The following is a 15,047-nucleotide window of genomic DNA, read 5'->3' as shown; positions in this document are numbered from 1 at the left end:
GGAACGGGGATCAGCGCAGGCCGGCGAAGAGGTCGTTCTCGGGAAGGGCCGCGCCGGTGGTGTCCTTGACCCGCACGAAGGTCTCCACGCCCATCAGCTCGGTGAACCGCTCCTTGCCCATCTTCAGGAAGAAGATGTTCTCGCCCTGGCTGGCGTGCGCGGCCAGGGCGTCGAACTTCCGGCCGCCGAAGGCGGTGGTGTCCACCCAGGTGGTGATCTCCTCGTCCGGCAGGCCGATCTCCGACATGTCCGGCATCTCGGACGCCTCCGGCTCCTCCGCCGCCCCGGGCTCCCGCGCCGCCTCCGGCTCCTCCCAGTCCGCGCCGAACTCGCGCATGACCTCGCCGAACCGCTGCATGGCCGAGCGCGGCGCCGTCGTCCAGTAGACCTTCGGCGTCGGATCGGTCAGCTCCAGCGCCGCCATGGTGATGCGGTTGGCCTGGATGTGGTCGGGGTGGCCGTAGAACCCGTTCTCGTCGTAGGTGACGACCACGTCGGGCCGGTAGTGCCGGATCAGTTCGGCGAGGCGGGCGGCGCCCTCCTCCACCGGCGTGCGCCAGAACGACCCGGGCTCGTCGTTGCTCGCCCAGCCCATCATCCCGGAGTCGGCGTACTCCAGCAGCTCCAGGTGGCTGACCTTCAACACCTCGCAGCTGGCCTCCAGTTCCTGCCGGCGCATCGCGGCGACGGCCTCCGGGTCGTGGCCGGGCTCGCCCGGCTTGACCCCGCCCGGTCCGTCACCGCACCGGCCGTCCGTGCACGTCACGAGGACCGTGCGGACGCCCTCCGCCGCGTACCGGGCGAGGACACCCCCGGTCCCGGTGGCCTCGTCGTCGGGGTGGGCGTGCACCGCCATCAGCGTCAAGGGCCGGTCAACCATGAAAATCCATCCTCCGATGTGAAAAGTACTCGCCCCAGTCTGCGCCACCGGGCGGGGTGGTCGCCGGGGTTGTTCCGTTCTGCGTCGCGCACCCGGCAATCCGCGAGACGGCCGCTATCCACGTCCGGCGGCCAGGGTGACCGGCAGGCCGGCCTCTATGCGGCCCAGCAGCCGTCCGCCGTGGACGCCGGGGGTGTCGAAGACGCCCTGGCCGTCGGGGTCGTCGTCGGCGCCCGCGCTCAGGACCTCGGGCACCAGCACCGCCGCCGCGGCGGCGGGCGCCTCGGCGCCGGTGGGCGCCGAGTAGGCGGCGGCGAGGTACGCGGGCGCCAGGACGGGGCCGTGCAGGGTCCCTTCGACCAAATCGGGCTCGAATCCGGCGGACAGCACCGTGACCCGGGCGCGCAGGTCCCCGTGGACCATGACCAGCTTGTCCGTCATGTTGCCGACGAAGGCCTCCACGTGGACGCTGCCGCGGACCAGCAGCTTGGCGTCACCCTCCAGGTACACGGCGGCCGCCCGGAGGTCGCCCAGCACGATCAGCGCGGAGCAGCCGTCGTCGACGGTGAGGACGGCGCCGCCGACGTCGAGGTCGCCGTCGACGACCAGGCCGGTGCCGTCCAGCTCCGCGGCGTCGAGGTCGAGGTGCCCGTCGATCGCCAGGGCGCCGGTGTGGACGTCGTACGACTCCTCGTAGAGGTTCTCGTACGTGGAGACGGGCAGGCCGCGGCGCTCGAACAGGGCGACGGACTCGTCCCAACTGTGCAGCGTGGTAGTGATGTTCATGGGGCAGACTCTGCCATGCGGCACTGTCAGCCGATCGCAACCGGATCGAGACCGATCGTTTCGCCCGTCCCGGACCCGCCGCTCCCCCGGATTCCCTACGCTGTGGCCGATCCACTGCGGCCGGCCCGCTCCGGCCGGCCGCGTTCGGTCCGGGATTTCGAGGGGGAGCCCATGGAGCTCGACGCGTTCATGGAACTGGCCGGCCCGCCGATCGGCGCCGCGATCGCCGCCTACGGCGACTCGGTGCTGACGCAGGCGCAGGACGCGGCCGCGACCGCCACCGTGGGCCTGGGCACGCGCATCCTCCAGCGCGTCTGGAACCGGCGCGACCAGCGGCAGCGCGAGGACCTGGAGACGAACGTCCTGGAGGCCGCGGAGGAGGGCGCGGGTGCGGATGCCCAGGGCGCGCTGCGGCAGGCCGTGCGGCGCACGCTCCACCAGGACCCTGAGCTGCTCGCGGAGCTGGCCGCGCTGCTGGCGCGGGCGCAGCCAGCGCCGGTCAGCATCGTGGTGAGCGGCCAGGGGGCCGTCGTCAACACCGGCAGCAACAGCGGGACGATGAGCAGCAGGACCGTCGTCCACCGGGACGACACCCGGTGACGTCGCCCACCCACCACTTCAGCGGCGCCGGACAGATCGCCAACTTCAACAGCTCCAACGACGGCCTGATGGTCACCCAGGTCACGACGATCGTGCTGCCCGCCGAGGCGCTGCGCTCCGCGGCCGACACCCCGGCCGTCGACGTCGTCCACCTGCTCCGGCCGAACGGCCGCTTCACCGGCCGGCAGCGGGAACTGGCCGCGCTGCGGGAGGTGTTGAGCGCCGAACGCACCGGGCCCGGCGCGGCGACCGCGGTGCTCCACGGGCTGGGCGGGGTCGGCAAGAGCACCCTGGCGCGGCAGTACGCCCAGAGCTTCCACGCGGCGTACGACCTGGTCTGGTGGATCGAGGCGTCCTCCCCGGGGGCCGTCGAGGAGGCCCTGGCCGAGGTCGCCCGGCGGCTGAACCCCGTGTGGGCCGGAACCGCGCAGCGGCCGGAGCTGACCGCCTGGGCGCTGGCCTGGTTCCAGCACCACACGAACTGGCTGCTGGTGTACGACAACGTCGAGGACCCGGCGCTCCTCGCGCCGTTCCTGGGCAGCCTCACCGGCGGGCACCACCTGGTCACCACCCGGCTCGCCGACGACTGGGACGCGGTCGGCGTCGACTCCGGCGACGCGCTGCTCGCACTCGACGTCCTCCCCCAGGAGCATGCGGCCGAGCTGCTGTGGTCCTGGGTCTGCGAGTGGGACGGGTCCGACGAGTCCCGCTGGGAGGTCGGACAGCTGGCCCGGGAACTCGGCGGCCTCCCGCTCGCCCTCGACCAGGCGGGCGCCTACCTGCGCCGGACCCGCACCACCGTCGCCGCCTACCGCGGCCGGCTCGGGCTCCAGCTGTCCAGGACCCCGGCCGGCCGGGACCCGCAGCGCACCGTCGCCAGGGTCTGGCAGGTCACCCTGGCGGCGGTCGCCGAGGACGACCCGGTCGCGGTCGACCTCCTGCACGCCCTGGCCTGGCTGGACGCCGACGGCTGCCCGCGCGACCTGGTGTACCGGCTGGCCCCGGACGAGATCGCGGCCGACGACGCGCTCGGCGTCCTGTACGCCTACAGCATGATCGGCTACGCCTGGCGCGACGTCCGGGTGCACCGGCTGGTCCAGGGCGTGCTGCGCGCCGACGCCCTCGCCCGGCGGCCGGCGGGGGCCGCTCCCCGGGGCCGGCACGAGGCCGAGCAGGCCCTGCTGCGGACCGTGCGTCCGGCCGGGCCCGACCAGGACCCCGACGCCGCCGAGCTGGCCCGCCTGGTCGGCCAGATCCGTGCCCTGGCCGTGACCGACCCGCGGGACAGCTGCGACTCGGCGGTGTTCAACCTCTACGCCGGCGCCGCCCTGCACCTGGAGGCCCGGGGGCAGACCGCTTGGGCGCTGCCGCTGTACGAGGGGTACGACGCCCAGATCCGGCACGGCTTCGGGCCCGAGCACCCGTTCACCCTGGTGGCCCGCTCCGCACTCGCCCGGGTCCACCTCGCGACCGGCCGGCCCGACCGGAGCCTCGGGATCCTCGGCCCGCTCCTGGAACAGAGCCTGCGGGTCCACGGCCCCGGGCACCTCACCACCCTCAACATCCGCGGCAGCCTCGCCTCCACCCACCAGGCCCGCGGCAGCGTCCAGCAGGCGGTCGAGGAGTACGAGAGGGCCGCCGACGACAGCCGGGTCGCCCTCGGCCCGGGCCACCTCAGGACCCTCACCCTGCTGAGCGACCTGGCGGGCGCCCACGCGGCCCTCGGCCGGTTCGACCGGGCCATCGGGATCTACGAGGACCTGCTCGGCAGGGACCCCGCCGACACCGGACCCGACGACCTGCCAGGGCCCATGGCCGGGCTCAACGGCCTGCGGCTGCGCAACAACCTCGCCGGGGCGTACGAGACCGTCGGCCGCTACCGGCAGTCGATCGCCCTCTACCAGGAGGTGCTGGCCGACTTCGAGGAACTCGTCGGCTCCGAACACCCCGACACCCTCAGCTGTCTGAGCAACCTCGGGTACGCCCACCACGCGGCCGGCGACCTGGAACGGGCCGGGGAGATCTACCAGGACGTCCTGACCCGGCGTGCCGACGCCCTGGGCGAGGAGCACCCCGACACCCTGCTCAGCCGGAGCAACCTCGCCCACCTCTGCCTGACGAGCGGTGACATCGCGACCGGGTTCGACCTCTGCCGCACGACGCTGGCCCAGCGCACCGGTGTGCTCGGCCCGGAACACCCCGACACCCTGGCCAGCCTCTCCATGCTGGCCTCCGCCCATGACGCGGCGGGCGAGCCGGGACGGGCGCTCCCCCTGTTCGAGGAGGCCCTCCGCCTGCGCCGCGAGGTCCTCGGCCCGGACCACCCGGACACGCTGCGCAGCGCCGGGAACCTCGCGGTCGCCTACCACGGGCGGGGCGAGTCCGCCCGGGCCGTCCCGCTGTTCGAGGCCGTGCTCGCCGAACAGGAGCGGGTGCTCGGCCCGGAGAGCCGCGACACCGTGCTCACCCGCAACAACCTCGGGGTGGCCTGCCGGGGCGCGGGCGACCTGGAACGGGCACGGTCGCTGCTCACCACCGTGCTGGAGCAGCGCACCCGGCTGCTGGGCCCGGACCACCCGGACACCCTCGGCAGCCGCGCCGCCCTGGCCCGGGTGCACGAGGCGGCGGGCGACCTCACCGCGGCCGTCGAGGGGTACCGGGCCGCCCTCGCCGGGCTGACCGAGGCGGTCGGGACGGACCACCCCGTCTCCGTCGTGGTGGCGGGCCTGCTGGCCGAAGCGCAGCGCACGCGCGACGATCCCGGTCCGCGGCGGTAGCCCGGCGGGTCAGTGGCCAGGCGGGTCAGTGGCCCGGCGGGTCCGCGCGTGGTGCCGGGCCGGGCCGGGACGGCTCTCCTACCATCGGGGCGACAGCGGATCCCAGGGACGGGTTGGCCCCATGACCGACGGCACCACCGGGATCGACCGGTCGAAGCCCAGCATCGCCCGCGTGTACGACTACCTGCTCGGCGGCACGGACAACTACGCCGTCGACCGCGAGGTCGGCGACTTCTTCCTCCACGAGCTGCCCGGTTCGGTGGCCATTCCGTTCGCCAACCGCCGGGCCCTGGTCCGCGCGGTGGGCGCCATGGCCGGCGACGGCGTCCGCCAGTTCGTCGACCTGGGCAGCGGCCTGCCCACGGCCGAGAACGTGCACCAGGTGGCCCGGCGGCACCGCGCCGACGCCCGCGTCGTCTACGTCGACAACGATCCGACCGTGCTCGCCCACGGCCGGGCGCTGCTGGCCGCCGACCCCCGCACCACGCTGGTCCGGGCGGACCTGCTGCAGCCGGAGGGGATCCTCGGCGACCCCGACGTCCGGCGCCTGATCGACTTCGGCGAACCGGTGGGAGTCGTCTTCAGCGCCGTCCTGCACCACCTGGAGGATTCCGAGCGGCCGGCCGCTCTCGTGCGCTGGTGGGCGGAGCGGGTGCCCCCGGGCAGCCTGGTCTACATCTCCCACTTCCGCTCCGGCGGGAACGAGGAGACCAGGCGCATGGAGCGCAAGCTCCAGGAGAGCTTCGGCCGCGGCCGCTGGCGCACCGACGAGGAGATCCTCGCCCTGTTCGGCGACCTCGACGTGCTCGAACCGGGGCTGGTGCCCTGCCCGCTGTGGCGTCCTGAACCCGCGCCGGGCAACGGTGGCGCCGCGGCCGAGGGCGACCTGTCGGTGTGGGAGCGGCTGATCTCCTGCGGACTGGCCCGCACGTCCTGATCGTCGCGGGCCCCGTCCGCGAGGGCCCGGCCGGCCGCCGCCGGCCGGGCTCCCCGCACGTGCCGGTCAGGACAGGTAGTCCTCCAGCCCGCCGTCGCGCCGGGTGTCCAGGGTGACGCAGTGGAAGCCGCCGCCGAGCGCCCGGGAGTGCCGCAGCCGGTGCGGCAGGACGGTGATCCCGGCGTGCTCCAGCTGCTTGATCAGGCTCTCCTGGCCGGACTCGACGATCGCGGTGTCCGGGGAGACCATCAGCAGGTTCATGCTGATCCAGCTCTCGCTGAGCGCGTGCTCGGGCGTGTCCCCGGTGGGCTCGGCCGGCGGGCACCACAGGATGTCCCAGCCCTTCAGCGGCGCCGGGACGGTCTCCGGGCTGATCCGCTCGGGGTTGAGCAGCACCAGCCCCGGCCGCAGCAGCGCGATGGTGCTGTCGATGTGGGTGTACCCGTAGATGTCGCGCAGCGGGTGCAGCCGCAGGCCCCCGTCACCGAGCAGGCCGAGGGTGGACTCCAGCCACCGCAGGCCGAGTTCGTTGCCGCTGCGGGAGACCTGGTAGAACACGTCCCGGCCGAGCCGCAGCACGTTCGCGGCGTCGAAGACCGGCTCGGCCTCGCCCAGCAGCGGCAGCCCGTCCGCGTCGAACTCGAAGAGCTCGTCGCCCAGCCGCGGCCGGGGGGCGGCCACCCAGCGCGCGCCGCGGCGCAGGTAGTCCTGGAAGAGCCCGCGCAGGCCGAACACCTCGAAGTAGCGCTGCCGCATCGGGCTCGCCACCTCGATCAGCGTCTCGCCGGCCACCAGGGTGAGGTCCCGCGGGCAGTAGGAGTGGAAGCCGCCGTCGGCCTCCCAGAGCGGGGAGGCGAACCCGGCCGCGTGGTCGACCGCCTCGGGCCGGTGGACGGTGACGCCGAGGCCGCGCAGGGTGGCCACCAGCGCCTCCAGGTCCTCCTCGGTCTCCTCGACGACCTGCCGGGGGTAGGGGCCCGCCTCGATCGAGGCGAGGTCGGCGGCACTGGTCTTCGGGAAGCAGGACAGCCAGGAGGACGGCTCGGTCTGCTCGGGCAGCCGGGCGCCGGCGGCGGTCCCGACCACGATCTCCCGCAGTGTGGTGAATTCGTCCCAGCTGTGGACCGGACGGGCCGAATCGGACATGACTCTCCCTTGACACGGGTTTGGGGAAACGCGGAAAGGACGGCGGACGCGACGGCTCGGACCCGCGCGGCTTCGAACCGCGCCACAGGACGGCAGCGCCCGGTGGGCTCCGAAGGACCGCGGGCCGTCGGCGGAGCGGGGTCCCCCGGACATGCGGAAAACAGCGACGGAAATCGGGACGGATTGATCGCCGGAGCGGCTCCGGCCGACCACGGCGTTACGGGAAATCACCGGCCGGGCAGCCGAATTCGCATTTCGGAGGGCCGGGATCGCCTGTCAAGCTACCCGGACAACCGACGGCGGCGCAAGGACCGTGATCGGCACCGGACGCGCCGCCTCACCGGGCCTCCGGTCGGCCCGTCCGTTGTTCAACTCCCCCGCGCCGAGGCTGATCAACACCCGGGCCACGGCCCGAAAGCCGACCCCGGGAGCCGCCCCCGGGAGCCGACCCGGGCGAGGGCCGGCAGCCGGCCCGGACGCGGTGCCCGTGGGACCGGCCGTCGCCACCGGGCCCCGCGCTCCGGGTCTCACCACCGCCAGGCCCGGCGGATCCGGCTCCCGCCCGCCAGGGCCAGCAGCGCCCCGCCCGCCGCGGCGACCCCGGCCACCGCCAGGTTCTGGCGCTGCGCCCGGCGCCGGCCGGCGGCCTCCGCCCGGGCGGAGGCCGCCAGGAAGGCCCGCTCGATCCCGGCCGCGGCCAGCTCGCCGGCCGCCACCCGCCGCTTGAGCTGCTCCAACCGGACACCCCGGCAGAGCAGTTCGGGGTCCTGGTCGGCGGCCTCCCAGCCCCGGGCGGCCGCCGAGAGCCTGCGCTGCTCGCCCAGTGCCTCGCGGCCCTCCGCCAGCCACCCGCGCAGCCGGGGCCAGGCCTGCGGCAGCGCGTGGTGGGACAGCTCGACGGTGTCCCGGTCCACCACCACGAGCCGGGCCCGGACCAGCCGTTCCATCACCTCGGGCACGCCGGGATCGTCGAACTCGGCCCGCCGGACCGGCTTGCGGGCGCCCTCGTCACCCCCCGGCACCAGGTCTCCCCCCGATAAGAGCCCGCCGCCCGGCGTCAGTGCGTCGCCCAGGGCCGTCGCGCCGCCGGCCGCCTCCTCGCCGGCACCGAGCAACTCCCCGCCGAGCCGCAGGAACACCGCCCGCGCCCGGGCCTGGCCGGCCGGGTCCAGCCCGTTGTACAGCGACTCCGCCGTCCGGGCCAGCGCGCCCTCGAAACCTCCGGTCGCCTGGAAGCCGGCCAGGGTGAGGGCGTTGCCGCTGCGCCGCCGCCAGGTCTCCAGCAGTGCCGTCGACACCAGCGGCAGCGCGCCCGGCTGCTGCGCGGCGGTCGATATCAGGACGGCCAGCAGGGCGCCCTCGACGGTGCAGCCGGACCGCAGGGCCGGCTCGGTGATCGCCCGCCGCAGCTCGTCCGGCGCCGGACGCCCCACCGACAGCACCGCGTTCCGGCCGGCCTCGGCCAGCCCCGGGTGCTCGGCGAACAGCGGCCCGCACTGGTCCGAGCGGAGCACCAGCACCACCCGGCACCGGGCCGGCGCCGCCACCGGCAGCCCGTCCGGCGCCTGCCTCGCGGCGCCCGCGGCGGTCGCCACCAGCGCGTCCAGGAAGCGCGCCCGCTCGGCGGCGTCCCGGCAGCGGGTGCGCAGTTGCTCGCCCTGGTCCACCACCAGCACCGGGTCGCCGGCCGTCGGCCCCGAGGCGCCCCGCGCGCTCTCCCCGACTCGCTGCCCGAGCCGGGCGAGCGCGAGCGCGTACGCCTCCATCGGTCGTTCGCCGGGAGTCAGCAGCGCCACCGGGACACCGCCGTCGGCCGAGGGCCGGCCCGCTCCGCCCCCGGCCCCGGTTCTCCGCCCGGCCGCCGCGCCGGCGCCCGGAGCCCCGCCGAGCCGGGCCAGCAGACCGGCTCTGACCAACGAGGACTTGCCCGCCCCGGACGGCCCGGAGAGGATCACCAGCCGCCGTTCGGCCAGCAGGGCGGCCAGCCGGTCCAGCAGCGCCTCGCGGCCGAAGAAGCGCTCGGCGTCGGCCGCCTCGAACGCGGCCGCACCCGGGTAGGGGGCGCTTCCGGCGTCCTGGGAGCGCCGCCGGGCCGCGCTGTCGGCGGCCAGTTCGGCGGCGAGCAGCTGCCAGCGGTGCCGCCACTCCCGCACGTCCCCACCGCAGGCCTGCACATAGGCGACGGTGACGGCGAGGCTGGGCAGCCGCCGGCCGCCCGCGGCCACCGACAGGCTGGCCGCCGAACAATGGGCCCGCAGGGCGAGTTGACGGTACGGCGGACTTCCGGCGCGTTCCCGCAGGGCCCGAAGATCGCCCGCGAAGCGCAGCAGCGGCCCGTCCCCGGGGTCCAACGGACTTTCCCGACGCGGCACTACGGCCCCCTTCTCCGTTGATGCGGTGTCCTGAAACCTCGACTGCCCACGCGCCACACACGCCGCGTGCGCCTCGTGTCCATCCCCCGGTTATTCATCATGCACAGCACCCGTTGGCGTCAAACAATGGTGCGCGCGGGTCGGTTGTTCCGAGTTGATGTTCAATGTCCAGCCGTACGGCGCCGAACAAAGCCGGTGGGATAGAACCGGACCCCGCAGCCTTCGGCGACTTCGGAGACATCCATGAAGTTCACGCGGTACTGCCGTTCCCTCCTGTCCACACCCGCGATGGCAGTGGAGCGGTACACCAAGAGCCATCAGTCCGGGGCCGACATCGCCATGGTCGATCTGGAGGATTCGGTCCCACCCGCCCGAAAGGAGGAGGCCCGTCGACTGGCCGAGGAGTTCTTCGCGCTCCCGTCCGCCAAGCTCGCGCGCAGCGCGGTGCGCATCAACACCCTGTCCGGACCGGACGGGCTGCGCGACCTGATCGCCATCGCCCGGTACCGCGTCAAACCGGACCTGGTGCTGATCCCGATGGCGGAGTCCCCCCGGGACATCGAGATCGCCGCCGGCGCGCTCGCCGCGGACTGCCCGGAGACGGAGTTCCTGGCGGTCGTGGAGACCCCGCTGGGCATCGAGCACGCGCCCGCCATCGCGGCCGCCGGACACCGGCTGCGCGGGCTGGTCTTCGGCTCGGCGGACTACGCCTTCGCGGTCGGCGCCCGGCTCTCCTGGGAGGCCCTGGCCCACGCCCGCGGCCGGGTGGTCAACAGCGCCCGCGCCGCGGGGGTGGAGGCGATGGACGCACCGTTCTTCGAGGTCTCCGACCTCGTCGGACTGCGCCGGGAGGCCGGGCTCGCCCGGGACTTCGGGTTCAGCGGCAAGATCGCCGTCCACCCGCGCCAACTCGCGCTGATCAACGAGCTGTTCAGCCCGGGCGAGGAACTGCTTGAGCGCGCCCGCCGGGTGGTCGCGGCCGGTCTGGAGAACGGCCGCTCGGTCACCGTGGTGGACGGGGTGATGGTCGGCATGCCGTTCTTCGAGGCCTCGCAGCGTCTGATCGAGCAGTTCGACCCGCCCCGGCCCGACGGTTCGCACCACCCGCAGCACCCCCACCGCGCGCAACACGCGCAGCACGCGCAGCACCAACCGCAGGGCCACGAGCCCACCGACCCCCCGAACCACGCGACGGAGAAGTGACGATGACCGAAGAATCCATCCTCGGCCCGCGCCGGTACCGCAATGCCGAGGCCATGCTGGCCAGCGCCGACCCGGTCTGGCAGGCGGCCGGCGCCAACGGCCTGATCGGCATCACCGCGGACTCGGAGTCCAACAACCGGCTGATCGTCCGCGAGACCGGCCACGAGTTCGCCAACATGGTCTCCTGCTCGTACCTGGGCCTGAACAACCACCCCGCGGTCCTGGCCGGCGCGGTGGACGCGCTGACCGAGTCCCGCAGCACCTCGCTGGTCCTCTCCACCACCCGGATCCGGCACAACCTGCTGGTGCGGCTGGAGGAGGAGCTCGGCGAGCTGTTCGGCGCGAACATCCTGCCGGGGGCGTCCTGTACCACGCTCACCGCGGGCATCCTGCCGCTGATCGCCTCCGGCCACCTGGACGGCACCTGTCAGGGCGGCGGCGGCCCCCGGGTGATGGTCTTCGACCGCTTCTGCCACTTCTGCATGGCGTACATGAAGCCGGTCTGCGCGGACGAGTCGCTGGTGCTGACCTGCCCGCACAACGACCTGAACTACCTGGAGGACATCTGCCGCAAGTACCCGCGGGTCGCCTACGTCGCCGACGGCGCCTACTCGATGGGCGGCACCGCGGCCCTCGACGGGCTGCTCGAACTCCAGGACCGCTACGGGCTGTTCCTCTACATCGACGACTCCCACTCGCTGTCCATCGCGGGCGAGCGCGGCGAGGGCTACGTCCGCTCCCGGCTGGAGATGAACCCGCTGACGGTGATCACCGCGAGCCTCGGCAAGGCCTTCGGCACCAGCGGCGGCGTCGCGATGCTCGGCAACCGGGAGCAGTTCGAGTTCCTGCACCGGCACGCCGGCCCGATCGGCTGGTCGCAGAACATCCCGCTGCCGATGGTCGGCGCCTCGCTGGCCAGCGCCGCCATCCACCGCTCCCCCGAACTGGCCGACCTCCAGGGAGCGCTGGCCCGCAACATCGAGCTCTTCGACGAGCTGCTGCCGACCACCTTCGCGGGCAACGGCCTGCCGGTGCGCCGGGTCGACGTCGGGGAGGCCGAGCGGGCGGTCAAGCTGTCCGCCCAGCTCTTCGAGCGCGGCTTCTACAGCTCCGCGGTGTTCTTCCCGATCGTCCCCAAGGGCGAGGCCGGGCTGCGGCTGATGCTGCGCGCCGACATGGACGAGCGGCTGATCCGCGAGTTCGCCGGCCATGTCAAGGAACTCACCTCCGACCTCTAGGACCCGGGAGCAGCCGCGATGGACACCACCGAACCGGCCGGCTACCGGCTGATCGGCGAGCGCCGCTACCGCGAGGTGGTCGGGCGCTACTACGAGGAGTTCGAGGTCGGCGAGGTGGTCGAGCACCGCCCCGGGCGGACCGTCACCGAGCTCGACAACGTGCTGATGAGCATGCTGAGCATGAACGACGCCCCGCTGCACATCGACGCCGCCTACAGCGCGCACACCCCCTGGGGGAAGCCGATCGTCTCCAGCCTGGTGACGCTCAGCATCGTCGGCGGGATGACCGCCCGCTCGACGAGCGGGCGCACCATCGCCAACCTGGGCTGGGAGAACATCCGGATGACCCACCCGGTGTTCGCCGGCGACACCCTCTACGCGGAGACGGAGACCCTCGCCAAGCGGCTCTCCGAGAGCCGCGCCGGGCAGGGGATCGTGCGCTGCCGCACCACCGGGACGAAGTCCACCGGCGAGGTCGTGGTGGTGTTCGAGCGCAGCTTCCTCGTCCCGCTGCGCGGCCACGGCCTGGACGAGGTCGCCGGGTACTGACCCGGCGCCGGGCCCGACGGTCTCCACCGTCGGGCCCGGCACGCGGGAGGGGAGGGCGGCCGGCCGGCCGCCCTCCCCTCGCGCGCTTCGTTCACGCCTCGCGGCGGACGTCCACCAGCACCTTGCCCATGGTCTGCCGCGCGGCCATCGCCCGGTGCGCCGCGGCCACCCCGGACAGCGGCACGGTCCGGTCGATCCTCGCCACCAGCCGCCGCTCGGCGGCGAGCCGGAACAGGTGGTCGGCGATGCTCTCGAACAGCGCCCGGTCCGTGAGCACATGCCTGAGCCAGAAGCCCTGCACCCCCGACGAGCGCTCGGTCAGCTCGCCCATCGTGAAGCCGTCCTCCACGCCCTCCCGCGCCCCGACCGACACCAGCCGCCCGAAGGGTGCCAGTCCGGCCAGCCCGGCGCGCAGCACCCGGCCGCCGACCGAGTCCACGAACAGGTCCAGCCCGCCCGACTCCGCGAGCCGCTCGCCCAGGTCGGGGTCCTCGGAGTCCAGCACGGCGTCGGCGCCCAGCGAGCGCAGGAACTCCCGCTTCTCCGGGGTGGAGGCCAGGGCGACCACCCGGCCCGCCCCCAGCTCCCTGGCCAGCTGCACCGCCAGGTGGCCGACCCCGCCCGCGGCCGCGGACACCCCGACGGCGTCGCCCGGCCGCAGCCGCCCCGCCAGGACCAGCGCGCCGTACGCCGTCGCCCCCTGCTCCAGCAGCGCGAGCGCCTGCTCGTCGTCCACGCCGTCCGGCACCTCCACCGTGTGCGCCGCCTCGGGGACGGCCACCTCGGCGTAGCCGCCGCCGGTGCGCAGCAGCGCGACGACCCTCCGGCCGTCCTCGCGGCGCCGCCCGACCGCGTCGACGCCGAGCACCACCGGCAGCGGGAGCTGCAGGTACTCGCCGGCGCGGATCTCCAGGTCGGCGTAGTTGAGCCCGGCCAGGGTGACGTCCACCAGCACCTGGCCCGGCCCGGCCACCGGTTCCGGCACCGTCTCGATGCACAGCTCCTCCGGCCCGCCGTAGCGGTGGATCAACGCCGCGCGCATCCCCTTCCCGTCCCGTTCCGCTTCCGCCTGGCCCACGGTCGTCTCCTCCACGGTCATCCCGATCTCGGTCGTCTCGTTCACCGTCGTCTCGTTCACGGTCTCGTCGTCCACGCCCGCCCCGGGCCTCATCCGGCGAACAGCGCGAGCAGCGCGCTCTCCAGGGCGCGGACGGCCTCCGGGCTCTCGGCGACCACGCAGTACATCACCGAGCCGTCGGCCGGCCCGAAGTCGTTGCTGAACAGCACGCCGGTGCCGGTCCGCGGGTCGAAGGCCAGCCCGGCCGCGCCGAGCGCCGCCACGGCCTCGGCGAAGGACGGCACCTTGAGGCCGGCGAGCTCCAGCAGGTGGCGCGAGCCGCGGTGCTCCTCGCGCAGCAGGCGGGCGGCGAAGATGTCGTGCAGGTGGCTGGAGCCGGTGAGCCGCCCGTTGGTCTCGTGGAAGTAGATCTCGCCCCCGGGCGTCAGCACGGCGTCCGCGCTGACCGTGCCCCGGTAGCCGATCACCCGCAGCGACTCGCACAACCGGGCGCCCTGCTCGACGAGTTCCGCCAGGACACCCGCGTCCGGGGTGACCGGCGGGGTGATCTCGCCGACCACCACCGGCCGCATGACCATCTCGCCGCAGCCGGCGAGCACCACGGCCGCGTCGTCGACGAGGAACTGGGCGTACAGCGGCGCGCAGTCGGGGAAGTAGCGCTCCACCACCACCCGTTGGCCGCGCCCGCCGGTCAGCCAGGTCCACCGCTCGGCCACGTACGCGGCCACCGCCGCCCGGTCCGGCAGCGACACCACCCGCTCGGCGCCGACCGCCTCCACCTTCTCGTCCCGGGCGAGGATCTCGTTGCCCAGGCCGCCCACCTGGTACTCGACCTTCAGCATCACGCTGTGCCCCTGCCCCAGCAGCTGCTCGACGGCGGCCTCGACCTCGGCCGGCGAGCCGGCCACCGTCCCGGGCGGGATCGGCACCCCGACGCCTGCCGCCAGCGCCCGGAACCCCGCCTTGCTGTTGACCAGGGCGTTGCCGCCCTGCGCGGCGAAGGGCAGGCCGGGCATCGCGTGCGCCAGGCCGAGCGCGGCCGCCAGCCCGGCCACCGCGCCGTTCGGCGAGACGGCCAGCACCTCGTCGACGGTGCGCCCGTCCAGGACGCGGCGCAGCTCCGCGAGGAAGCCCGGGTCGACCAGGCGGTCGGTGGTGAGCGCCTGGTCGCCGTGGGCGCCCGGCGGCGGCACCACGAAGGTCAGGCTGTCGGCCCGCACCCCGGTCAGCCCGGCGACGTACGCCAGGTACTCCGGGTCGGGGCCCCAGGGCAGCACCAGGACGTCGCCGTCCTCGGCCCACCAGAGCATCCGCTGCGCCCCGCACCCGGCGAACAGCTGCTCCAGCGGCGTCGCCCCGGTGAGGTCCCCGACCATCTCCTCGGTGCGGTTGTTCGCGATGCAGAGCGTCGTCATCTGGTGAACTCTCCCGGTGTCCGGCGCTGTCGCGGCCCACGGTCCTGGTCCCGCGCACGACACGGG

At 74.3% G+C, this 15,047-nt stretch carries 12 protein-coding genes; 6 read left to right on the top strand and 6 right to left on the bottom strand.

Translation table 11 applies throughout. From position 1 onward, the window contains the following. Positions 1-10: 10 nt before the first annotated feature. Positions 11-880, bottom strand: a complete 870-nt coding sequence (locus ACFVUY_RS10395) for a PIG-L family deacetylase (RefSeq protein ID WP_387728914.1) — start codon at positions 878-880, stop codon at positions 11-13. Between the two features lie 114 nt (positions 881-994). Next, positions 995-1,666 (bottom strand): hypothetical protein, encoded by a 672-nt coding sequence (locus ACFVUY_RS10390; RefSeq protein ID WP_387728911.1) that lies wholly within the window; start codon positions 1,664-1,666, stop codon positions 995-997. Between the two features lie 171 nt (positions 1,667-1,837). Between ACFVUY_RS10390 and ACFVUY_RS10385 the strand changes: the two genes are divergently transcribed. The 3 genes from ACFVUY_RS10385 (at position 1,838) to ACFVUY_RS10375 (ending at position 5,980) form a co-directional block, all read left to right on the top strand. Further along, a complete protein-coding gene (locus tag ACFVUY_RS10385) occupies positions 1,838-2,266 on the top strand; it encodes a hypothetical protein (protein WP_387728909.1) in 429 nt (142 codons plus the stop codon). Next, complete coding sequence (gene fxsT / locus ACFVUY_RS10380; protein ID WP_387728906.1) at positions 2,263-5,043, top strand: FxSxx-COOH system tetratricopeptide repeat protein; 2,781 nt, start codon at positions 2,263-2,265, stop codon at positions 5,041-5,043. The genes ACFVUY_RS10385 and fxsT overlap by 4 nt, the downstream gene beginning before the upstream one ends. A gap of 121 nt (positions 5,044-5,164) precedes the next feature. Beyond that, the gene (locus ACFVUY_RS10375) at positions 5,165-5,980 is read left to right on the top strand and encodes an SAM-dependent methyltransferase (RefSeq protein WP_387728903.1); all 816 of its coding nucleotides are present in this window, start codon (positions 5,165-5,167) and stop codon (positions 5,978-5,980) included. A gap of 66 nt (positions 5,981-6,046) precedes the next feature. Here ACFVUY_RS10375 and ACFVUY_RS10370 read toward each other — a convergent pair whose 3' ends face one another. Both ACFVUY_RS10370 and ACFVUY_RS10365 read right to left on the bottom strand, forming a co-directional pair. Further along, positions 6,047-7,126 carry an inosamine-phosphate amidinotransferase 1 gene (locus ACFVUY_RS10370; RefSeq protein WP_387728900.1) on the bottom strand — a complete coding sequence of 360 codons (1,080 nt, stop codon included), beginning with the start codon at positions 7,124-7,126 and terminating at the stop codon, positions 6,047-6,049. A 527-nt stretch (positions 7,127-7,653) separates the two neighbouring features. Continuing rightward, positions 7,654-9,477, bottom strand: a complete 1,824-nt coding sequence (locus ACFVUY_RS10365; RefSeq protein ID WP_387728897.1) for a hypothetical protein — start codon at positions 9,475-9,477, stop codon at positions 7,654-7,656. Between the two features lie 264 nt (positions 9,478-9,741). On the opposite strand from ACFVUY_RS10365, the gene ACFVUY_RS10360 reads away from it, so the two are divergent. The 3 genes from ACFVUY_RS10360 to ACFVUY_RS10350 are packed head-to-tail and all read left to right on the top strand — an operon-like array spanning position 9,742 to position 12,488. Then, a complete protein-coding gene (locus ACFVUY_RS10360) occupies positions 9,742-10,701 on the top strand; it encodes an HpcH/HpaI aldolase/citrate lyase family protein (RefSeq protein WP_387684538.1) in 960 nt (319 codons plus the stop codon). 2 nt (positions 10,702-10,703) lie between these two features. Continuing rightward, positions 10,704-11,939, top strand: coding sequence for an aminotransferase class I/II-fold pyridoxal phosphate-dependent enzyme (locus ACFVUY_RS10355; protein ID WP_387684540.1), 1,236 nt, complete (start codon positions 10,704-10,706; stop codon positions 11,937-11,939). Between the two features lie 18 nt (positions 11,940-11,957). After that, positions 11,958-12,488 (top strand): MaoC family dehydratase, encoded by a 531-nt coding sequence (locus ACFVUY_RS10350; RefSeq protein WP_387684542.1) that lies wholly within the window; start codon positions 11,958-11,960, stop codon positions 12,486-12,488. A gap of 91 nt (positions 12,489-12,579) precedes the next feature. On the opposite strand, the gene ACFVUY_RS10345 is transcribed toward ACFVUY_RS10350, so the two are convergent. Beyond that, positions 12,580-13,641 carry a zinc-binding alcohol dehydrogenase family protein gene (locus tag ACFVUY_RS10345; protein ID WP_387728895.1) on the bottom strand — a complete coding sequence of 354 codons (1,062 nt, stop codon included), beginning with the start codon at positions 13,639-13,641 and terminating at the stop codon, positions 12,580-12,582. Between the two features lie 14 nt (positions 13,642-13,655). Continuing rightward, entirely contained in the window at positions 13,656-14,981 is a 1,326-nt protein-coding gene (locus ACFVUY_RS10340) for a peptide ligase PGM1-related protein (RefSeq protein WP_387728892.1), read from the bottom strand. Between the last annotated feature and the right edge of the window lie 66 nt (positions 14,982-15,047).

The sequence above is a fragment of the Kitasatospora sp. NPDC058063 genome (assembly GCF_042885395.1).
In the GTDB taxonomy this organism is placed as follows: domain Bacteria; phylum Actinomycetota; class Actinomycetes; order Streptomycetales; family Streptomycetaceae; genus Kitasatospora; species Kitasatospora lactacystinica.
The sequence above is the reverse complement of the archived record's forward strand: the minus strand, read 5'-3'. Positions and strand labels throughout refer to the sequence as shown.